Annotated in this window: 15 protein-coding genes; 8 read left to right on the top strand and 7 right to left on the bottom strand. The window is 61.3% G+C overall.

Going from position 1 to position 20724, the window contains the following annotated elements; translation table 11 throughout:
- Window positions 1-40: 40 nt before the first annotated feature.
- On the bottom strand, window positions 41-1330 hold the full coding sequence (locus tag BFN10_RS16690) for a glycosyltransferase (RefSeq protein WP_071490597.1): 1290 nt from the start codon (window positions 1328-1330) through the stop codon (window positions 41-43).
- A 158-nt stretch (window positions 1331-1488) separates the two neighbouring features.
- Between BFN10_RS16690 and tpx the strand changes: the two genes are divergently transcribed.
- The 7 genes from tpx to BFN10_RS16655 all read left to right on the top strand — a co-directional run bounded on the left by tpx (window position 1489) and on the right by BFN10_RS16655 (window position 14316).
- On the top strand, window positions 1489-1989 hold the full coding sequence (tpx, locus tag BFN10_RS16685; RefSeq protein WP_071490596.1) for a thiol peroxidase: 501 nt from the start codon (window positions 1489-1491) through the stop codon (window positions 1987-1989).
- 231 nt (window positions 1990-2220) lie between these two features.
- Window positions 2221-3522 carry an MdtA/MuxA family multidrug efflux RND transporter periplasmic adaptor subunit gene (locus tag BFN10_RS16680; RefSeq protein ID WP_071490595.1) on the top strand — a complete coding sequence of 434 codons (1302 nt, stop codon included), beginning with the start codon at window positions 2221-2223 and terminating at the stop codon, window positions 3520-3522.
- Window positions 3519-6620 (top strand): MdtB/MuxB family multidrug efflux RND transporter permease subunit, encoded by a 3102-nt coding sequence (locus BFN10_RS16675; RefSeq protein ID WP_071490594.1) that lies wholly within the window; start codon window positions 3519-3521, stop codon window positions 6618-6620. The genes BFN10_RS16680 and BFN10_RS16675 overlap by 4 nt, the downstream gene beginning before the upstream one ends.
- Window positions 6617-9724: an efflux RND transporter permease subunit gene (locus BFN10_RS16670; RefSeq protein WP_071490593.1), complete on the top strand. Its 3108-nt coding sequence runs from the start codon at window positions 6617-6619 to the stop codon at window positions 9722-9724. The genes BFN10_RS16675 and BFN10_RS16670 overlap by 4 nt, the downstream gene beginning before the upstream one ends.
- A complete protein-coding gene (locus tag BFN10_RS16665; protein ID WP_071490592.1) occupies window positions 9721-11190 on the top strand; it encodes an efflux transporter outer membrane subunit in 1470 nt (489 codons plus the stop codon). Before BFN10_RS16670 ends, BFN10_RS16665 begins: the two co-directional genes overlap by 4 nt.
- Window positions 11191-11418: 228 nt before the next feature.
- Window positions 11419-13515, top strand: coding sequence for a putative bifunctional diguanylate cyclase/phosphodiesterase (locus tag BFN10_RS16660; protein ID WP_071490591.1), 2097 nt, complete (start codon window positions 11419-11421; stop codon window positions 13513-13515).
- A 54-nt stretch (window positions 13516-13569) separates the two neighbouring features.
- A complete protein-coding gene (locus BFN10_RS16655; protein ID WP_071490590.1) occupies window positions 13570-14316 on the top strand; it encodes an SDR family oxidoreductase in 747 nt (248 codons plus the stop codon).
- A gap of 5 nt (window positions 14317-14321) precedes the next feature.
- On the opposite strand, the gene BFN10_RS16650 is transcribed toward BFN10_RS16655, so the two are convergent.
- The 4 genes from BFN10_RS16650 to BFN10_RS16635 form a co-directional block, all read right to left on the bottom strand.
- Entirely contained in the window at window positions 14322-14762 is a 441-nt protein-coding gene (locus BFN10_RS16650) for a hypothetical protein (protein WP_071490589.1), read from the bottom strand.
- A 72-nt stretch (window positions 14763-14834) separates the two neighbouring features.
- Window positions 14835-16244 (bottom strand): GntR family transcriptional regulator MpaR, encoded by a 1410-nt coding sequence (gene mapR / locus BFN10_RS16645; RefSeq protein WP_071490588.1) that lies wholly within the window; start codon window positions 16242-16244, stop codon window positions 14835-14837.
- Between the two features lie 31 nt (window positions 16245-16275).
- Window positions 16276-17685, bottom strand: a complete 1410-nt coding sequence (gene ccoG / locus BFN10_RS16640) for a cytochrome c oxidase accessory protein CcoG (RefSeq protein WP_071490587.1) — start codon at window positions 17683-17685, stop codon at window positions 16276-16278.
- Between the two features lie 183 nt (window positions 17686-17868).
- Window positions 17869-18108 carry a DUF3203 family protein gene (locus BFN10_RS16635; protein ID WP_071490586.1) on the bottom strand — a complete coding sequence of 80 codons (240 nt, stop codon included), beginning with the start codon at window positions 18106-18108 and terminating at the stop codon, window positions 17869-17871.
- A gap of 121 nt (window positions 18109-18229) precedes the next feature.
- Here BFN10_RS16635 and BFN10_RS16630 point away from each other — a divergent pair, with 121 nt between their 5' ends.
- Window positions 18230-18718: an MgtC/SapB family protein gene (locus BFN10_RS16630; protein WP_071490585.1), complete on the top strand. Its 489-nt coding sequence runs from the start codon at window positions 18230-18232 to the stop codon at window positions 18716-18718.
- A 21-nt stretch (window positions 18719-18739) separates the two neighbouring features.
- On the opposite strand, the gene BFN10_RS16625 is transcribed toward BFN10_RS16630, so the two are convergent.
- A complete protein-coding gene (locus BFN10_RS16625; RefSeq protein WP_071490584.1) occupies window positions 18740-20209 on the bottom strand; it encodes a M10 family metallopeptidase C-terminal domain-containing protein in 1470 nt (489 codons plus the stop codon).
- A gap of 206 nt (window positions 20210-20415) precedes the next feature.
- Window positions 20416-20592 (bottom strand): hypothetical protein, encoded by a 177-nt coding sequence (locus BFN10_RS29465; RefSeq protein ID WP_165447927.1) that lies wholly within the window; start codon window positions 20590-20592, stop codon window positions 20416-20418.
- Between the last annotated feature and the right edge of the window lie 132 nt (window positions 20593-20724).

Here is a 20724-nt window from a genome sequence, read left to right as displayed (position 1 = left end):
GATAATGCCCCCTTGCGCACGACCTCGCCAGCGTCGATGTTTATACGTTGCGGTTTTTTGCCTCGATCCACTGGGACATGTACTGCGTACTTTTGTGGGCATGGTGGCGCAGCATGCTGCCGGTGAAGTTATCGCGGCGATGGGCCGAAAGGCGGCCGCGGCACTGCTCCAGGCAGGCCACCAGCGCCGGGCCATGGATGTTCTGGTCATACCGTCGGGCCAGCAGTCGGCGACCGTCTTCCTGGGCCTGGGTCCAACGTTCACGGTCTTGATACAGGGCAACCGCCGCTGCCGCGAGGGCCGGGGCGCTTTGTTCCACGGCGCCAGGCCACGGCTGTTCATCCCCCATGGCCTCGGCACCGATCGGCGTGGTGACGTTTGGCGTGCCGCACAGCATTGCATCCGCCAGCTTGCCCTTGATCCCGGCGCCGAATCGCAACGGTGCCAGGCAGATGCGCGCTGCCGTCATCACTTGCAGGGCGTCTTCGGCCCAGTTCATTACATGAAAGCCCTGCGCCGGGTTGTGCAGGGCCGTGGCTTTGGGCGGGGTGTAGGCGCCATAAATGTGCAGTTGCGCTGCCGGGAGTTGCTGGCGGATCAGCGGCCATAGGCTGTTCTTCATCCACAGCACCGCATCCCAGTTGGGGGCGTGGCGGAAGTTGCCGATGCTGAGGAAATGGGCGCGGTCTTCAAATGGCGCGAACGGCTCGGTCGGCGGTTCCAGCATCAGCGGGCACCAGTGGAGCAGGGCGGCGGGCACCTTGAACTGCTCGGTGAGCAGGCGTGCCTCTGCGTCGGAGATCATCAGGCTGATGTCACAGCGATAAATCGCGGCAATCTCACGCTTGGCAATGTCAGTGTCGGCCATGAGCCGGAATTCTTCCTCCAGGGCCAAATTGAACAGGGCGCTGAAGTCGTTACGGTCTGGATGCGTCCTCAGGTGGTCCTTGAGGTGCTGGTGCCGGGCATCGCGCAGGCTTTGCAGGTCGCTGGTTTCCAGGACGCGCAGGGCATCGGGGCATTGTTTCTCGACACGCCAGCCAAACTGCTCTTCCATCATGAAACGGTCGAACAGCACGATATCCGGGGCGAGTTCGCGGATAAAATCATCGAAACTGCTGTTATTGAGTTCGATGAGGCATTCGGCGATGCCCAGCGCAGGCAAATCGGCCTTGTGCTCGCCGATGGTTGCGGGGCTGCTGAAGGTTATGTCCCAACCTTGTGTCAGAAAGCTCTCGAGAATCTGCATCATATGCCCGCCTGCGGCCGAGGAACGCGGCTCCGGCCAGACATAACCAATGACCAGGACTTTGGTGGCAGGCTGATTCATCAACAACAGGTTCCTTGAAGGGCAGGGCGATCGGCGCGCAATTAAACCATAACCGGCGGCATGAGAATTTATGTCTGGCGGTAGGTAGCCATCGCACTTTGTGGTTAACTTCCGCCTCTCGAATTCGTTTCATCAAACCCAGCATAAGGATTCTGTTCATGGCTCAAGTCACCCTTCGTGGTAATCCTGTCCAGGTTGAAGGCGAACTGCCGAAAATCGGCTCCACCGCTCCTGAATTCAGCCTGGTTGCTGTCGACCTGTCGCAAGCGACCCTGGAAACCTTCGCCGGCAAGCGCAAGGTTCTGAACATCTTCCCAAGCGTTGATACCCCGACCTGCGCGACCTCGGTACGCAAGTTCAACGCCCAGGCCAACGACCTGAGCAACACGGTCGTGCTGTGCATTTCCTCTGATCTGCCGTTTGCCCAGAAGCGTTTCTGCGGCACCGAAGGCCTGGACAATGTGCTGAGCCTGTCGGACTTCCGCAACGCCGACTTCGCTGTCGACTACGGCGTTTCCCTCGCCGACGGCCCACTGCAGGGCCTGACCGCCCGCGCCGTGGTGGTACTGGACGAGAACAACACTGTGCTGCACAGCGAGCTGGTTTCCGAAATCGGCCAGGAGCCGAACTACGAAGCAGCCCTGGCTGTTTTGAAGTAACTGTTTCGGTACGTTACTGTCGTTTTGCAGTAACACGCGTGATGCATGATTGCGGCCTGGCCTAGTCCAGGCCGTTTTTATTTGTGTCTCAACTGCTTAGCGAAATAGCGGGCAGACTAAGATCAGAAGTTAAAAGTTGTAAGCCCAAGGTAAATAGCCGGTAAAGGCGCTTTTCTAAATGCGCTCCAGTGCTTATCTTTCAGCCTCCCAAAGAAGAAGCTCTCGCGCCCAATGGTTGATCACTCCATGCAATCCTCCCCTCGTAAGTCCCGCCGCTGGCTGTTCGGCCTGCTTGTGCTGCTGGTTATCGCCGGCCTGTGCTGGAAGTTCTGGCCCGGCAGCCATAAGGATGGCGCCGAAAAGCCCGCGGGCCATGCCGGCAAGACGGGGATGATGCGCCCGGGGTTCGGCGGCTCCGCCGGCCCGATACCGGTGCGCGTGGCGCCCGCCGTGCTGGGGGAGTTCCCGGTGTACTACAAGGCGCTGGGCACGGTGACCGCGCTCAACACCATCAATGTGCGCAGCCGGGTAGGCGGCGAGCTGGTGAAGATTGCCTTTGAGGAAGGCCAGATGGTCAAGGCTGGCGACCTGCTCGCCGAGATCGACCCGCGCAGCTACCAGAACGCCTTGCTCCAGGCCCAGGGCACGCTGATGCAGAACCAGGCCCAGTTGAAGAACGCCCAGGTCGATGTGCAGCGTTACCGCGACCTGTACGCCCAGGACAGCATCGCCAAGCAGACCCTGGACACCGCCGAAGCGCTGGTCCTGCAATACCAGGGCACGGTCAAGACCAACCAGGGCGCGGTGGATGACGCCAAGCTCAACCTCGAATTCACCAAGATCCGCGCACCGATCAGCGGCCGCGTGGGCCTGCGCCAGGTCGACGTAGGCAACCTGGTGGCGGCCAACGACACCACCTCACTCGCGGTGATCACCCAGACACAACCGATCAGCGTGGCCTTCACCCTGCCGGAAAACACCCTGGAAACCGTGCTCACCCGCTACCACGCCGGCAACAAGCTGCCGGTAGAGGCCTGGGACCGTGGCGACGTGAAGAAGCAGGCCACCGGCGTGCTGCAAAGCCTGGACAACCAGATAGACGTCACCACCGGCACCCTGAAGTTCAAGGCGCGTTTCGATAACAAGGACCAGGCGCTGTTCCCCAACCAGTTCGTCAATGTGCACTTGCTGGCCGATACCCTGCATAACGTGGTGCTGGCGCCGTCGGCGGCGATCCAGTTTGGCAACACCGGAACCTTCGTCTACGTGCTGGACGGTGACAAGAAGGTCAAGATGCAGCCCCTGGTGGTCGGTGATTCCGATGGCGACAACACGGTGATCAAAGAGGGCCTCAAGGCTGGCGACCGCGTGGTGTTGGAAGGCACCGACCGCTTGAAGGACGGCAGCGAGATCGAAGTGGTCAACGACAGCAGCGAAGTGCCGACCACCCCGACCGAACACTTGCAAGGCAAGCCTGCGGCTAAAGGGGAGACCGGTGCCACCGCCGGCAAGGCGCAAAAGGTCGGTTCATGAACCTGTCGCGGCTGTTTATCCTTCGCCCGGTCGCCACTACGCTGAGCATGCTGGCCATTGTCCTGGCCGGCATCATCGCGTACCGCTTGTTGCCGGTGTCGGCCTTGCCCCAGGTGGATTACCCGACGATCCGGGTGATGACCCTGTACCCCGGGGCCAGCCCGGACGTGATGACCAGTGCGGTCACCGCACCGCTGGAGCGCCAGTTCGGGCAAATGCCCGGCCTCACACAGATGGCCTCTACCAGTTCCGGCGGAGCGTCGGTGCTGACCCTGCGTTTCAACCTCGACATCAATATGGATGTCGCCGAGCAGCAGGTGCAGGCCGCGATCAACGCGGCCACCAACCTGCTGCCCAAGGACCTGCCGGCGCCGCCGGTGTACAACAAGGTCAACCCGGCGGACACCCCGGTGCTGACCCTGGCGATCACCTCCAAGACCATGCTGCTGCCCAAGCTCAATGATCTGGTGGATACGCGGATGGCGCAGAAAATCGCGCAGATCAGCGGCGTCGGCATGGTCAGCATCGCCGGCGGCCAGCGCCAGGCGGTGCGCATCAAGGTCAACCCCGAGGCCCTGGCGGCCAACGGCTTGAACCTGTCCGATGTGCGCACGCTGATCGCCGCTTCCAACGTCAACCAGCCCAAGGGCAACTTCGACGGGCCGACCCGTGTGTCGATGCTCGATGCCAACGACCAGTTGGTCTCGCCCGCGCAATATGCCGAACTGATCCTGGCCTACAACAACGGCGCGCCATTGCGCCTCAAGGACGTGGCGCAGATCGTCGACGGCGCTGAAAACGAACGCCTTGCCGCCTGGGCCAATGAAAACCAGGCGGTGCTGCTGAATATCCAGCGCCAGCCGGGTGCCAACGTGATCGAGGTGGTGGACCGCATCAAGGCATTGCTGCCCAGCATCACCGACAACCTGCCGGCCGGCCTCGATGTGACGGTGCTCACCGACCGTACCCAGACCATCCGCGCCTCGGTCAAGGATGTGCAACACGAATTGCTCATCGCCATCGCCCTGGTGGTCATGGTGACGTTCCTGTTCCTGCGCCGGGTCAGTGCAACGATCATCCCGTCCATCGCCGTGCCGCTGTCGCTGGTGGGCACCTTTGGCGTGATGTACCTGGCCGGATTCTCCATCAACAACCTGACGCTGATGGCGCTGACCATCGCCACCGGGTTCGTGGTGGATGACGCGATCGTGATGCTGGAGAACATTTCCCGCTATATCGAGGAAGGCGAAACACCATTGGCTGCCGCCCTCAAGGGCGCCAAGCAGATCGGTTTCACCCTGATTTCCCTGACGCTGTCGCTGATTGCGGTGTTGATCCCGCTGCTGTTCATGGCCGACGTGGTCGGGCGCCTGTTCCGTGAGTTCGCCATTACCCTGGCGGTGGCGATCCTGATTTCCCTGGTGGTGTCCCTGACCCTCACGCCGATGATGTGCGCGCGCTTGCTCAAGCGTGAGCCAAAGGAGGAAGAGCAGGGGCGTTTCTATAAGGCCAGCGGTGCCTGGATCGATTGGTTGATTGCGCGTTACGGGAGCATGTTGCAGTGGGTGCTCAAGCACCAACCACTGACCCTGCTGGTGGCCATCGCGACACTGGGACTCACTGTATTCCTATATCTGGTGGTGCCCAAGGGGTTCTTCCCGGTGCAGGATACCGGCGTGATCCAGGGCATTTCCGAAGCACCGCAGTCGATTTCCTTTGCCGCCATGAGCCAGCGCCAGCAGGAGCTGGCCAAGATCATCCTGGCCGATCCGGCGGTGGAAAGCCTGTCGTCGTATATTGGTGTGGACGGCGATAACGCTACCCTCAACAGCGGGCGCCTGTTGATCAACCTCAAGGCCCACGGCCAGCGTGACTTGAGCGCAGCCCAGGTGATCACCCGTTTGCAGCCGGAGATCGACAAGCTGGTGGGCATCCGCCTGTTCATGCAGCCGGTGCAGGACCTGACCATCGAAGACCGTGTGAGCCGTACCCAGTACCAGTTCAGCATGTCCTCGCCGGACGCCGAGCTGCTGGCGCTGTGGAGCGACAAGCTGGTGCATGCGCTCAGCCAGTTGCCGGAACTCACTGATGTGGCCAGCGACCTGCAGGACAAAGGCCTGCAGGTGTACCTGGTGATCGACCGCGATGCGGCCTCGCGCCTGGGCGTGAGCGTATCGACCATCACCGATGCGCTGTACGACGCCTTCGGCCAGCGGCAGATTTCCACCATCTACACCCAGGCCAGCCAGTACCGCGTGGTGTTGCAGGCCCAGTCCGGCGAAACCCTCGGGCCGGACGCGCTGAACCAGATCCACGTGAAAACCACCGATGGCGGCCAGGTGCGCTTGTCCAGCCTGGCCCATGTGGAACAGCGTCAGGCGCAGTTGGCGATTGCCCATATCGGCCAGTTCCCGGCGGTGATGATGTCGTTCAACCTGGCCCCCGGCGTCGCGCTGGGCAAAGGCGTGGAGCTGATCAACCAGACCCAGAAAGACATCGGTATGCCGGTGGGCGTGCAGACTCAGTTCCAGGGCGCAGCCCAGGCGTTCGAAGCGTCGCTGTCGAGCACCTTGCTGCTGATCCTGGCGGCGGTGGTCACCATGTACATCGTGCTGGGTGTGCTCTACGAGAGTTACATCCACCCGATCACCATTCTCTCGACCTTGCCATCGGCGGCGGTAGGGGCGTTGCTGGCCTTGCTGCTCAGCGGCAATGACCTGGGCATGATCGCGATCATCGGCATCATTCTGTTGATCGGTATCGTCAAGAAGAACGCGATCATGATGATCGACTTCGCCCTCGACGCTGAACGCAACCAGGGCCTCGACCCGCAGACCGCCATTTACCAGGCGGCGCTGCTGCGCTTCCGGCCGATCCTGATGACCACCCTGGCGGCGTTGTTCGGCGCGGTGCCGTTGATGCTGGCCACCGGTTCCGGCGCGGAATTGCGCCAACCGCTGGGCCTGGTGATGGTCGGCGGTCTGCTGGTGAGCCAGGTGTTGACGCTGTTCACCACCCCGGTGATCTACCTGTACTTCGATCGCCTCGGCCGCCGCTGGCGCAAAGAGCCGCAAAGCCTGGAGCCGGTTGAGTCATGAACCTGTCCGGACCTTTCATCCGCCGGCCGGTCGCGACCATGCTGCTGAGCCTGGCGATCCTGTTGCTCGGCGGTGTCAGCTTCAACCTGCTGCCGGTATCGCCACTGCCGCAGATCGATTTTCCGGTGATCGTGGTATCGGCCAGCTTGCCCGGCGCCAGCCCCGAAGTGATGGCGTCTACCGTGGCCACGCCGCTGGAGCGTTCGTTCGGCGCGATTGCCGGCATCACCACCATGAGCAGTTCGTCGAGCCAGGGCTCCACCCGGGTGATCCTCGCGTTCGATTCCGACCGCGACATCAACGGTGCGGCGCGGGAAGTGCAGGCGGCGATCAACGCCTCGCGCAACCTGCTGCCCAGCGGCATGCGCAGCATGCCCACCTACAAGAAGATCAACCCGTCCCAGGCGCCGATCATGGTGCTGTCGCTGACCTCGGACGTGTTGCAGAAGGGCCAGTTGTACGACCTGGCCTCGACCATTCTTTCCCAGAGCCTCTCGCAGGTTCCGGGTGTGGGCGAAGTGCAGATCGGCGGCAGCTCCCTGCCGGCCGTGCGCATCGAGCTGGAGCCCAAGGCTCTCGACCAGTACGGCGTGGCCCTCGATGATGTGCGCAACACCATCGCCAACGCCAACCAGCGCCGGCCCAAGGGCTCGCTGGAAGACAATGAGCGTAACTGGCAGATCCAGGCCAACGACCAGTTGGAAAAGGCCAAGGACTACGAGCCGCTGCTGATTCGCTACCAGAACGGCGCTGCCCTGCGCCTTGGGGATGTGGCCAAGATCAGCGACGGTGTGGAAGACCGCTATAACAGCGGCTTCTTCAATAACGACTCGGCGGTACTGCTGGTGATCAACCGCCAGTCCGGTGCCAACATCATCGAGACGGTGCGGCAGATCAAGGCGCAGTTGCCGGCGTTGCAGGCGGTGCTGCCGTCCAGCGTCAAGCTGAGCCTGGCCATGGACCGCTCGCCGGTGATCACCGCCACCTTGCATGAAGCCGAGATGACCTTGCTGATTGCCGTGGGGCTGGTGATCCTGGTGGTGTACCTGTTCCTGGGGAATTTCCGCGCCTCGCTGATCCCGACCCTGGCGGTGCCGGTGTCGCTGGTGGGCACCTTTGCGGTGATGTACCTGTACGGGTTCTCGTTGAACAACTTCTCGCTGATGGCGTTGATCCTGGCCACCGGCCTGGTGGTGGACGATGCCATCGTGGTGCTGGAGAACATCTCCCGGCACATCGACGAAGGCGTGCCGCCGATGAAGGCGGCGTACCTGGGCGCACAGGAAGTCGGCTTTACCTTGCTGTCGATGAACGTGTCGCTGGTGGCGGTGTTCCTGTCCATCCTGTTCATGGGCGGGATTGTCACCAACCTGTTCCGCGAGTTTTCCATCACCCTGTCGGCGGCGATCATTGTGTCGTTGATTGTCTCGCTGACCCTGACCCCGATGCTCTGCGCGCGCTGGCTGAAACCCCACGTCAAAACGCAGATGACCGGTTTGCAACGCTGGAGCCAGAAGATCAACGACCGCATGGTCGCCGGCTACGCCACCAGCCTGGACTGGGTGCTGCGCCATCGGCGCCTGACCCTGCTCAGCCTGTTGCTGACCATCGGCATGAACGTGGCGCTGTACGTGGTGGTGCCGAAAACCTTCATGCCCCAGCAGGACACCGGCCAATTGATCGGTTTTGTGCGCGGTGACGACGGCCTGTCCTTCAGCGTGATGCAGCCGAAAATGGAGACCTTCCGCAAGGCGGTGCTCAAGGACCCGGCGGTGCTCAGCGTGGCCGGCTTCATCGGCGGCAACAACGGCACCAACAACGCGGTGATGCTGGTCCGCCTCAAGCCCATCAGCGAGCGCAAGGTCTCCGCCCAGGCGGTGATCGAGCGTCTGCGCAAGGATGTGCCGCTGGTGCCGGGCGGGCGCCTGTTCCTGATGGCCGACCAGGACCTGCAATTCGGCGGTAGCCGCGACCAGACCAGTGCGCAGTATTCCTACATCCTGCAAAGCGGCGACCTGGCGGCGTTGCGCCTGTGGTACCCGAAAGTGGTCGCGGCGTTGCGCGAGTTGCCGGAACTCACCGCCATCGACGCCCGTGAAGGTCGTGGTGCGGCGCAGGTCACGTTGATTGTCGACCGCGACCAGGCCAAGCGCCTGGGGATCGACATGAACATGGTCACCGCCGTACTGAACAACGCCTACAGCCAGCGGCAGATTTCGACCATCTACGACAGCCTCAACCAGTATCAGGTGGTGATGGAGGTCAACCCGAAATATGCCCAGGACCCGATCACCCTCAACCAGATGCAGGTGATCACGTCCACGGGCGCACGGGTGCCGTTGTCGACCATCGCCCATTATGAGAACAGCCTGGCCGACGACCGCGTCAGCCACGAAGGCCAGTTCGCCTCGGAAGACATCGCCTTCGACATGGCGCCCGGCGTGACGGTGGAGCAGGGTACGGCCGCCATCGAACGGGCGATTGCCAAGGTCGGCTTGCCGGAAGACGTGATTGCCAAGATGGCCGGTACCGCCGATGCCTTCGCGGCCACGCAGAAGGGCCAGCCGTTCATGATCCTCGGCGCGCTGGTGGCGGTGTACCTGGTGTTGGGCATTCTGTACGAAAGCTACATTCACCCGCTGACCATTCTCTCGACCTTGCCCTCGGCGGGTGTCGGCGCCATGCTCGCCATTTACCTGACGGGAGGCGAGTTCAGCCTGATCTCCCTGCTGGGCCTGTTCCTGTTGATTGGGGTGGTGAAGAAAAACGCGATCCTGATGATCGACCTGGCGCTGCAGCTGGAACGCAATGACCGCATGGGGCCGCTCGAATCGATTCGCAGTGCCTGCCTGCTGCGCTTGCGCCCGATCCTGATGACCACCCTGGCGGCCATCCTCGGCGCCTTGCCGTTGCTGCTGGGTGCGGGCGATGGCGCGGAAATGCGCCGTCCTCTGGGCCTGACCATTATCGGTGGCCTGGTGTTCAGCCAGGTCCTGACCCTTTACACCACCCCGGTGGTTTACCTTTATCTCGACCGCGCGCGCCACCGCTTCAACGCCTGGCGCGGCGTGCGGACCGATGCTGCCCTGGACACTGCGCTATGACCGATTCAACCTTTGCCCGATTGGCCCTGTTCCGGGGCTCCCGCGTGGCGAGCCTGGTGCTCTGCGGCGTGTTGCTCAGCGCCTGCGCCGTCGGCCCCGACTACAAACGCCCGGAAGTGGTCGAGCCGGCGCAATTCAAGGAAGCCAAGGGTTGGCGCCAGGCCACCCCCAGTGATTCCCTGGCCCGTGGCGCCTGGTGGGAGTTGTACGGTGACCGCCAGCTCAATGAGCTGGTGCTGCGCCTGAACAGTTCCAACCAGACCGTGGCCCAAGCCGAAGCGCGCTTTCGCCAGGCCCAGGCACTGGTGCGCAGTTCCCGTGGGGCGTTTTACCCCACCGTCGACCTGAGTGCCGGGAAAACCCGCGCCAGCCAGGGCACCGGCAGCAGCAGCGCCAGCCTGAGCAGTTCCAGCAGCGGTATCCGCGACACCCTCAATGCCCAGTTGGGCGTGAGCTGGGAAGCGGACATCTGGGGCAAGCTGCGCCGGGGCCTGGAAGCCAACGAGGCCAGTGCCGAAGCCAGCTCGGCGGACCTGGCGGCGATGCGCCTGAGCCAGCAGTCGGAACTGGTGCAAAGCTACCTGCAACTGCGCGTCATGGATGAACAGACGCGCCTGCTGCAAGCGACCCTGGAGACTTATCAGCGCTCACTGCAAATGACCGAAAACCAGTACCGCGCCGGTGTTTCCGGCAAGGACGCGGTGGCCCAGGCGCAGACCCAGCTCAAGACCACCCAGGCCAGCCTTATCGACCTGATCTGGCAGCGCGCCCAGCTGGAAAACGCGATTGCGGTACTGATTGGCGAGGCGCCGGCCAACTTCAACCTGGCGGTGAGCAAGGACATTCCGGCGCTGCCGCAGATCCCGGTGAGCCTGCCGTCGCAACTGCTTGAGCGTCGCCCGGACATCGCCTCGGCCGAACGCTCGGTGATCGCCGCCAACGCCAATATCGGCGTGGCCAAGGCCGCCTACTACCCGGACCTGACCCTGAGCCTGGCCGGTGGTTACTCCAGCAGCACGTACGCCGACTGGATCAGCCTGCCGAACCGCTTCTGGTCGGTAGGGCCGAAGCTGGCCATGACGCTGTTCGATGGTGGCCAGCGCTCGGCGGAAGTCGACCGTACCGTAGCCTCCTATGACGAGACGGTGGCCAAGTACCGCCAGACCGTGCTGGATGGTTTCCGCGAAGTGGAAAACTACATGGTGCAGCTCAAGGTGCTGGAGGACGAAGCGGTGGTCAGCAATGAAGCACTGGAAGCCGCCCGTGAATCGTTACGCCTGACCCAGAACCAGTACAAGGCCGGGCTGATTGCCTACCTGGATGTGGTCACTGTGCAAGCCACAGCCTTGAGCAATGAGCGCACGGTATTGACCTTGCTGCAGACGCGCCTGGTGGCCAGTGTACAACTGATCGCCGCCTTGGGCGGTCGCTGGGACGGGCAGACGCCGATTGCCGACAAAAATTGAAGATGAACTCGATTCCATGGGTGGGCTTGTTGTGGTGAGCGGGCTGCTGGCACAGTTGGCCTCGACAAACCCTCGGATTTGAGTCGTTTTTAAGTCATATGATTGGCGTCAAAATGCCACTGATGGCCCTCTGGTAATTAATCAACTGCCCGAGAATTATTCTCGCTACAATCGCCCGCTTTGCCATTTCGCACGGGCCTCTCGGGCTCGCTGCGCACGAGAAGTCCCATGCTCATCGGTAGTTATTCGCCCTCACTGGTCGTGATCTCACTGTTCGTCGCGATCCTCGCTTCCTATACCGCACTGGACCTTTCCGGGCGCATCGCCACCGCCAAGGGACGCGCCGTTTACTTATGGATCACTGGCGGATCCATGGCGATGGGAGTGGGAGTGTGGTCGATGCACTTCATCGGCATGCTGGCGCTACGTTTACCGTTTGCCCTGGGCTTCGACCTGGGGATTACCGCGCTGTCGTTGCTGATTGCGGTGCTGTCCAGCGGCTTTGCCTTATGGCTGGTCAGCCAACCGCGCCTGCCGGCCTGGCAGCTGGGATTGGGGGCGCTGATCATGGGCACCGGCATTGCCTGCATGCACTACACCGGCATGGCGGCGATGCGCATGATGCCGGGCATCGACTACGACCCGACGCTGTTTGGCGCTTCGTTATTGATTGCGGTGGTAGCCTCCGGTGCAGCGTTGTGGATCGCCCATAATCTGCGCCGCAATACGCCGTATGTGCGCCTGGCCCGGGGTGGCGCGGCGGTGGTGATGGGGTTTGCCATCGTCGGTATGCATTACACTGGCATGGCAGCCGCACGCTTCGCCGATGAGAGCTTCTGCGGCGCGGCACTGAACGGTTTGAGCGGCAAGGGCCTGGATAACCTGGTGCTGGTTACCACCCTGGCGGTGCTGGCCATCGCCTTGCTGACGTCGTTGCTCGATGCACGCCTGGAAGCGCGCACAGCGGTTCTCGCCGACTCCCTGAGCCAGGCCAACCAGGAACTGACCCACCTGGCCCTGCACGACATGCTCACCGGCCTGCCCAACCGCACCTTGCTTGCCGACCGCATCCAGCAAGCCATGCAGGCGGTGAAAGAGCAGGGCGGCTGTTTTGCGCTGATGTTTATCGACCTGGACGGCTTCAAGCCGGTCAACGATGCTTTTGGCCACCATCTGGGCGACCAGTTGCTGCGCGAAGTCGGCCAGCGCCTGCGCGAAGACTTGCGCAGCCACGACACCCTGGCGCGCATCGGCGGCGATGAGTTCGTATTGCTGGTGCAACTGACCCAGCCGGACGATGCCCTCGGCCTGGCCGAGCGTCAGGTGCTGCTGATCAACCGCGCCTTCCAGGTGGCCGAACATGAGCTGAAGATCTCCGCCAGCGTGGGTATCGCCATGTTCCCAGGCAACGGCAACAGCCCCCAGGAACTGCTGATGAACGCCGACGCGGCGATGTACCACGCCAAGGGCGTGGGCAAGAACGGCTACAGCTTCTTTGATGCGTCGATGAACACCAACGCGCGCAAGCAATTGCAGTTGTTGCAGGACCTGCGCAATGCGGTGGAACAGCAACAATTTCGCTTGTACTACCAGCCCAAGTTCGACGCGGCCAGTGGCATTGCGGTGGGGGCCGAAGCGCTGTTGCGCTGGGAGCATCCACAACAGGGCCTGTTGTTGCCGGCGACGTTTATCGAACTGGCGGAAAAGACCGGGTTGATCATCCCCATCGGCGAATGGGTACTCGATGAAGCGTGTCGCCAAATGAGCCTGTGGTACGCCCAGGGCTATGAAGATTGGCGTATCGCCGTGAACCTGTCGGCGCTGCAGTTCTGCCACGCCGGGCTGGTCAAGAGCGTGGCCGAGGCCCTGGAACGTCATCGGTTGCCGGCCAACAGCCTGACCCTGGAAATCACCGAGACCACCGCCATGAGCGACGCCGATGCGAGCATGACGGTGTTGCAGCAGTTGTCGGACATGGGCGTCGATCTGTCCATCGACGACTTCGGCACCGGTTATTCCAGCCTGATGTACCTCAAGCGCCTGCCGGCCAACGAGTTGAAGATCGACCGTGGGTTTGTACGCGACCTGGAGCACGACAGCGATGATGCCGCCATCGTCTCGGCCATTGTTGCCCTCGGCCAGGCCCTGGGCCTGCGTATTGTTGCCGAAGGGGTGGAAACCGATGTGCAACAGAACTTTCTCACGCGCCTGGGGTGTAACTCCCTGCAAGGTTACCTGCTGGGCCATCCGTTGCCGGCGGAAGGGTTCATGGTCGACATCCAGCGTGCCGAAGACACCTTGGCGCCTGACAAAAGCCGTGCGTGACGGGTATTCTTGGATCCAGCCCTAAACATCAGGTTGAATCAGGAGACCGCACGCATGGACAAAGTCGTCATCATCACCGGGGGCAGCCGTGGGATCGGCGCCGAGACGGCGTTGCTGGCCGCTCGCCAGGGTTATCGCATTTGCATCAACTATCAGTCTGACGAAGAGGCTGCCCACCGTGTGCTCGAACAAGTCCGCGCCCTGGGCGCCCAGGCGATTACCGTGCGCGCCGATGTGAGCATCGAAGATGAAGTGATTGCGCTGTTCCATCGCGTCGACACCGAGCTGGGCCGTGTCACTGCATTGGTCAACAATGCCGGCACTGTGGGGCACAAATCCCGTGTGGATGAGATGTCCGAGTTCCGCATCCTGAAAGTCATGAAGACCAATGTGCTGGGGCCGATCCTGTGTGCCAAGCACGCGGTGCTGCGCATGTCGCCCAAGCATGGCGGGCAGGGCGGCAGCATTGTCAACGTGTCGTCGGTGGCGGCGCGCCTGGGGTCGCCCGGCGAGTATGTCGACTACGCTGCGTCAAAGGGCGCGCTCGACTCCTTCACCATTGGTCTGTCAAAGGAAGTGGCGGGTGAGGGCATTCGCGTCAACGCGGTGCGTCCTGGCTACATCTACACCGACTTCCATGCCCTTAGCGGCGACCCTGATCGGGTCAGCAAACTCGAATCCGGTATCCCCATGGCCCGTGGCGGGCGCCCGGACGAGGTGGCGGAAGCGATTATCTGGTTGCTGTCGGACAAGGCGTCGTATGCCACCGGGACGTTCCTCGATTTGGGCGGTGGCCGCTGAAGCATTCACGCGCCCAGGTTTCCTAGCACCTCATAGCCCTTTTGCGCAAAGGCCACCAGCACGCGTGCCTCCGAGTTCTTGCGGGTGGAATAGCCCGCATTGTGAAAACCGTTGATTTTGCCATCGCGGGGTTCGCTGTTGCCCACTGTGCGGTCATTCACGTTATCCAGGAAGTTGACCACCCGAGCCAGATTGTAGGCTGCATCGGCGCGCGAACGGGCGCTGGGATTGGCGCGGGTCCAGTCACCCAGTTGACGTTTGAGCTGGTCGGTAGTGGGGTAGCTGTCCCGGCGCCGTAACAGATGTTTGACCGCCGGATTGGCGTTGATGAGTTGTTTGGCGCTGCGTTGGTCGCCGGCTGATCGACCTTCAGGGTGGCTGGGAGCTTTGAGCCAGTTCTGTTCCGGGAGGTGTATGGCCCTTGCAGGGTGATTGTTGATAGGCATGAGAAGCTCGGTATCGGGAAGACGTCACTGGGTGGTGTCATGCCGGGTTCGGTTCCAATGACTTGCTCATGACTAAAACGACCGCACAATCCGCCCCAGTGTCTCCATCGCCTTTTCCGACGCCTCCGTCCACGGGCTGCCGTAGTTCAGGCGAATGCAATTGCGAAAGCGCTGGGTCGCCGAGAAGATCGGCCCTGGCGCAATGCTGATGCCCTGCGCCAGGGCCATCTGGAACAGCTTCAACGAATCGGTCTGCTCCGGCAGTTCCAGCCACAGGAAGTACCCGCCGGCCGGTTGGCTGACCCGCGTCTGTGCCGGAAAGTAGCGCGCGATGGCGGCCAGCATGGCGCTTTGCTGTTCCTCCAGGGCATAGCGCAGTTTGCGCAGGTGCCGGTCGTAGCCGCCGTGCTGCAGGTAATCGGCAATTGCGGCCTGGGCCGGCATTGAGGGGCACAGCGACGTCATCAGTTTCAAGCGTTCGACCTTCTGCGCGAAACGCCCGGCCGCGACCCAGCCCACGCGATAGCCAGGGGCCAGGCTTTTGGCGAAGGAGCCGCAATGCATCACCAAACCTTCGGTGTCGAAGGCCTTGGCCGGCTTGGGTGCCTGCTGGCCGTAATACAATTCGGCATACACATCGTCTTCGATCAGTGGCACCTGATGCTCGCGTAGCAGTTCTACCAGTGCCTGCTTTTTCGACTCGGGCAAAGTCGCACCCATGGGGTTCTGGAAACTGGTCATGGTCCAGCAGGCCTTGATCGGATAGCGCTGCAGGGATTGCGCCAGGGCGTTGAGGTCGATGCCGTCGCGCGGGTGCACGGGGATCTCCACCGCCTTGAGTTTCAAGCGCTCCAGCACCTGCAGGCACGCATAGAATGCAGGCGCTTCGATAGCCACCAGGTCACCCGGTTCGGTGACGGCTTGCAGGCACAGGTTGAGGGCTTCCAGGGCTCCATTGGTAATCAACAGCTCTTCCATGGGCAGCATCAGGCCGCCGACCATGTAGCGCAGGGCGATTTGCCGACGCAGTTGCGGGTTGCCCGGCGACATGTCGGTGACCACCAGGCGCGGGTCCATTTCCCGGCTGGCGCTGGCCAGGGACCGGGCCAGGCGCGGCAACGGGAACAGCATCGGGCTGGGGAACGCCGAGCCGAAGGGCACGGTGTTGGGGTCCTTGATCGAGTCCAGCACCGAGAACACCAGCTCGCTCACATCCACTTCGGTGGACTCATGCACTTGCTCGCTCACCACCGGCTCGGAAAACGGGCTGGGTGCGTGGGTGTTGACGAAGTAGCCGGAACGCGGCCGTGCCCGGATCAGGCCACGGCGTTCCAGCAGGTAGTAGGCCTGGAACACTGTCGACGGGCTGACGCCGTACGTCTGGCTGGCGTAGCGCACCGAAGGCACCCGCTGGCCGGGGCCGAGCACGCCGGAGCGGATCAGTTCTGCAATATCGTCGGCGAATTTTTCGTAGCGTTTCATGGGGGCCCAATTAGCTTTTTATAGGTATCTTTCAGCGGTTCAGCGGCGCCACAAAGCGGCTGTCGGCAGCGCTATGGATCCACGGCTCATCCACATCCGAGACCTTGAAGCGCAAGGTCTGCGAGCTGCTCGCCGGTTTGTCCGCCAGCAATGCCACCGACACCGGCACATCGCTGATTTCCCCCGGTGCCAGGCTGATTTCGGTCTTGCCCTGCAACTGGAAGCCCTCGGCGTCCACCAGTTCCAGGCGGTAGTCCTGGCGCTGCTGGGTCTTGTTGATCACCTTGAGGCTGTAGATGTTTTCAATCTGGCCCTGGGCGTTCTCGCGGAACATGCCACGGTCCTTGGTCACGTCCAGCGACACCATGGGCCGTTCCACCAAGGCCACCACCAGGGCTGCGATCATCACCAGCAGCACCGTACTGTAGCCGATCAGGCGCGGGCGCAGCAGGTGGGTCTTGCCGCCTTGCAGTTGATGTTCGCTGGTATAGCTCACCAGGCCGCGCGCGTAACCCATCTTGTCCATGATCGAATCGCAGGCGTCGATGCACGCTGCACAACCGATGCACTCCATTTGCAAGCCATCGCGGATGTCGATACCGGTAGGGCAAACCTGCACGCACAGTTGGCAGTCGATGCAATCGCCCAGGCCGACGTCGGCGGGTTTCACTTCACGTTTGCGCGGGCCACGGTGTTCGCCGCGACCCACGTCGTAGGAAATGGTCAGGGTGTCCTTGTCGAACATCACGCTCTGGAACCGCGCATAGGGGCACATGTGCATGCACACCGCTTCGCGCAACCAGCCGGCGTTGACGTAAGTGGCGCCGGTAAAGAACAGCACCCAGAACAGGCTGACGCCGCCCATCTGCCAGGTCAGCAGTTCGCTGGCCAGCGGGCGGATTGGCGTGAAATAGCCGACAAAGGTCAGCCCGGTCAGCACACTGATGCCCAGCCACAAGGCGTGCTTGGCCGAGCGCCGCGCCAGTTTGTTCAGGCTCCAGGGCGCGGCGTGCAGCTTGATGCGCTGGTTGCGTTCACCTTCGGTGACCTTTTCACACCACATGAACAGCCAGGTGAATGAACTCTGCGGGCAGGTGTAGCCGCACCACACACGGCCAGCGAACACGGTGATCGCAAACAGGCCGAAGGCGCAGATGATCAGCAAGGCCGACAGCAGGATGAAGTCCTGGGGCCAGAAGGTCGCCCCGAAGATGTGGAATTTGCTTTCAGCCAAGTCCCACAACACGGCCTGCCGACCACCCCAGTTCAGCCACACGGTGCCGAAAAACGCCAGGAACAGAAAGCCTGCACCGCCTACGCGCAAGGTGCGGAACAGGCCGGTAAAACTGCGGGTATGAATCAGATTGTCGCTGGATTTGGCCTTCACCTTCTTCGGGTGTATGGGCTCGAAGGTGTCCACGGTGGGGATTCTTTCGCTCATGTCGTTCGCTCATCAGCCTCCATCAGGCCGATGAACTATGCGCGGGGGGCTGTTTGCATAACAGACTCAGGTAGCGTGATAAAAAGCGGATCAGATGGGTTGCGTTGGGTGTGCTGCGACAATGCGCTGCACCCCGTATCGCCTAGGGTGCAGCGCCATAACGGGTGTATTGATACAGATCAATCAAATCAGCGAACCAGGTTCTTCGGCCTTCACATGCTGGCGTCCATCGTGGGCTCCGGCGACCGTCAGCGCGTCGGCCTCGGCTTCAGTGATATAGATCCGCTCGGCCGCCAATTCCACGTAGGACATGGATTTTTCGGTGTCGGTCAGGACAGTGACCCGCGTCGCAGGCAAGCTCTGTTCCTGGCCGTTGTCGTCGAGGGTGAAGTAACACAGATGGTTTTCGATACGTAGGGGCATGCCGATCTCCTTTCTCTTAGGCTATGCAGAGTTAGGGACCTGCGATGTGCAGGGGTTCCAGGCAACTGACTGGCGGTCGCCGCTGTCCATCCTTTACCCATAACGACAAAGGACGGCATCCATGGACGCCTGGTGGCATGAAGTGTGGCAAACCCTGCAGGCTGAATTCGCTGATATCGGCGACGCCAGGCAACTCACCCAGATCACCGTGCGCCTGCTGATTGCCGCGGTGCTGGGTGGCATCCTCGGTTTCGAACGCGAGAGCAAGGGCAAGGCCGCCGGGGTGCGCACCCACATGCTGGTAGCAATGGGGGCCGCGTTATTTGTAATGGTGCCGCAGATGTCCGGCAATCAGGCGGATGCAATGAGCCGGGTGGTCCAGGGGGTAATTGCCGGGATCGGTTTCCTGGGCGCGGGCACCATCATCAAAGGCAAGGACGATGAAGAAGGGCATGTCAAAGGCCTGACCACCGCCGCCGGCCTGTGGATGACCGCTGCGATTGGGGTCTCGGCCGGGTTGGGCCGGGAATCGACAGCGGTACTCAGTACATTGCTGGCCTTGGCGGTGTTCAGCGTGATGCCCAGGCTTGTGCGTATGTTGGAGAAGTAGGCCTATGCTGGGCGGCCAGCCTCATAGCACCACATCGCTTGGTTGTAGTTGGCCTCGTACTTCCACTTCAAAGGTCGCGTGTCCTGCCCCGTAATTTATCATCAGCGTGCTGACGTTTTCTTTTGGGTCATAGTAAATGGCGCCTTCGCCAGCTATCAGCCCGTGTCCCATCCCCTGCTCGAGGACGGACTCGTTCAAGCGTATCGGCTTGCCGCCGGTTACTGTGCGTATACCCGACACATCAATCTTGTCCTTGCCGCTTTCGAAATCCGTGATGGTATCGACGCCGTTGAACATGCTCGAATCAGTCGGACTGCCGTAGACAAAGGTATCCGCGCCTTTCCCGCCCCACAGCTTGTCCCAGCCTCTGCCGCCATGAATAACGTCGTCACCGTCACCGCCTTCCAGGGTGTTATTGGCGTCGTTACCCACGATCAAATCATTGCCCTTGCCGCCTTTGGCGTTTTCGATGACCGCGCCCTTGGCTATACCGACATTGCCCTTGAGGCCGCCGACATCAGAAAAGGTCTGTTCCCTCAAGCTTATTTGCTGATTTTGCTCGTAGCTGGAAAAATCCAATGTGTCGTTGCCCCCTCCGTCCCAAATGGCCGCCACGATTTTGTCTTCAGGGGTTTTGACAGTCAGGAAGTCTCGATCTGTGTTCGAATTGAAACCGTAGGTAGTATCGCCCTTGCGGGTTTCGAAATTGGGACCGTATTTCTCTTGGTAGGCAGCAATATCGTCAAGTTGCGGGGCTGACGAACGGAAACCCCCATGGTTGCTATATCCGGTGCGCTCACCTCGGTAACTCATGCCGGAATGGCTCTGAGAGTCTTCGTGATGAGATACATTTGATTTGTCGAGCTTGTTTTTGCCGTCACCATTGTAACCGCCAGGGTGACTAAGCCCCATGGCGTGACCGATTTCATGAGTAATGGTGTGGCGACCCGCGTTACCTGGCGCTGCTAGAGGCACAGATTTTTCGGTCTTGGTGTCTACAAACCATACTTCAATGTCCGCCTGGTTTTTGGTGGGCAATGAAGAGTGGGGGAAGCCCTTGTAAGGGTGGCCTTTGGTATCGATCATTTGACCATAATTCCCGATCTTGATATGGCCTTCACTGTCAGCTGTCTTGGACCCCTCGGTAAACGTGACATTTGCAACATCTTCAATGGATTGCAGGCTTCGCCGGGTCTGGTTTCGCTGATTCTCGAGGATAGGTGTAAACCCGGTCTTGCCGAATTGTCGAGTGTTCTTGTTTTCCTGCTTTTCCGGCGGGGCCCGAAATTCGTAGGTCAAGTCATAGCGGCCGTCACCATTCTTGTCTGACCAACCCGGGCTGTTACGCCAGAGCCGTTTGACCGCGTCATCGGTTGATTTGGACTGCATGCCGTTGTGCTGAATATCCCCGCCACGATCATCTCGGTGTTTGAATTGCTCAATCCTCTGGTAGATCGAGCTGCCCTGTGAGCCTGCGTTGCTTATAGACATGATTTCTCCTGCTGAAGATGTTGCTCGACGATAGGGATTGGTCCCGTATTCCTACGGCCGTGATGCTTGGGAGTTTGAACATGTCAAAAATCACAGGGGGTGCGCATTATCTTGGTTGAGAGTGGGAAGAATCGCCAAAGGCAGCGAGAAAGAAGCAGCCAATCCATCAGATAGGCTTAGCTTCTGTATCGGTCATATAGCAATCCTCAAATGGTTGAAAAAACGCCGGCAATGACCGGCGGCATTGTCGTGGGGGGTTCCTCGACGGGCGGTGGCTGATGCTCCGGCGGTTCCTTTTCCGGAATCGGTTCCGGTTCGGTGGGTGGCAGGGTGGGGTTGTCGATATTCGGGTCCGGGGTTTCAGCCGGGATCGGGATATTCATCGGTGTGGCCTCCTTTGTGCTTTGCTCTATCGGTGGACAGCTGCCAGGGCGAATTGATTCCCCGCCCAATGGCAGCACATCCACCTGAACTTTTAACCAGCGTGCAGGCTCGGACCTATACGGCGCTGCTCA

This window comes from Pseudomonas extremorientalis, from assembly GCF_001870465.1.
GTDB lineage: Bacteria > Pseudomonadota > Gammaproteobacteria > Pseudomonadales > Pseudomonadaceae > Aquipseudomonas > Aquipseudomonas extremorientalis.
This window is presented reverse-complemented; position numbering and strand designations above follow the sequence as displayed.

Bases quoted from the DNA above. Each gene is read 5' to 3' on its own strand.
- BFN10_RS16690 (WP_071490597.1), bottom strand. From the start codon at position 1,330: ATGAATCAGCCTGCCACCAAAGTCCTGGTCATTGGTTATGTCTGGCCG.
- tpx (WP_071490596.1), top strand. From the start codon at position 1,489: ATGGCTCAAGTCACCCTTCGTGGTAATCCTGTCCAGGTTGAAGGCGAA.
- BFN10_RS16680 (WP_071490595.1), top strand. From the start codon at position 2,221: ATGGTTGATCACTCCATGCAATCCTCCCCTCGTAAGTCCCGCCGCTGG.
- BFN10_RS16675 (WP_071490594.1), top strand. From the start codon at position 3,519: ATGAACCTGTCGCGGCTGTTTATCCTTCGCCCGGTCGCCACTACGCTG.
- BFN10_RS16670 (WP_071490593.1), top strand. From the start codon at position 6,617: ATGAACCTGTCCGGACCTTTCATCCGCCGGCCGGTCGCGACCATGCTG.
- BFN10_RS16665 (WP_071490592.1), top strand. From the start codon at position 9,721: ATGACCGATTCAACCTTTGCCCGATTGGCCCTGTTCCGGGGCTCCCGC.
- BFN10_RS16660 (WP_071490591.1), top strand. From the start codon at position 11,419: ATGCTCATCGGTAGTTATTCGCCCTCACTGGTCGTGATCTCACTGTTC.
- BFN10_RS16655 (WP_071490590.1), top strand. From the start codon at position 13,570: ATGGACAAAGTCGTCATCATCACCGGGGGCAGCCGTGGGATCGGCGCC.
- BFN10_RS16650 (WP_071490589.1), bottom strand. From the start codon at position 14,762: ATGCCTATCAACAATCACCCTGCAAGGGCCATACACCTCCCGGAACAG.
- mapR (WP_071490588.1), bottom strand. From the start codon at position 16,244: ATGAAACGCTACGAAAAATTCGCCGACGATATTGCAGAACTGATCCGC.
- ccoG (WP_071490587.1), bottom strand. From the start codon at position 17,685: ATGAGCGAAAGAATCCCCACCGTGGACACCTTCGAGCCCATACACCCG.
- BFN10_RS16635 (WP_071490586.1), bottom strand. From the start codon at position 18,108: ATGCCCCTACGTATCGAAAACCATCTGTGTTACTTCACCCTCGACGAC.
- BFN10_RS16630 (WP_071490585.1), top strand. From the start codon at position 18,230: ATGGACGCCTGGTGGCATGAAGTGTGGCAAACCCTGCAGGCTGAATTC.
- BFN10_RS16625 (WP_071490584.1), bottom strand. From the start codon at position 20,209: ATGTCTATAAGCAACGCAGGCTCACAGGGCAGCTCGATCTACCAGAGG.
- BFN10_RS29465 (WP_165447927.1), bottom strand. From the start codon at position 20,592: ATGAATATCCCGATCCCGGCTGAAACCCCGGACCCGAATATCGACAAC.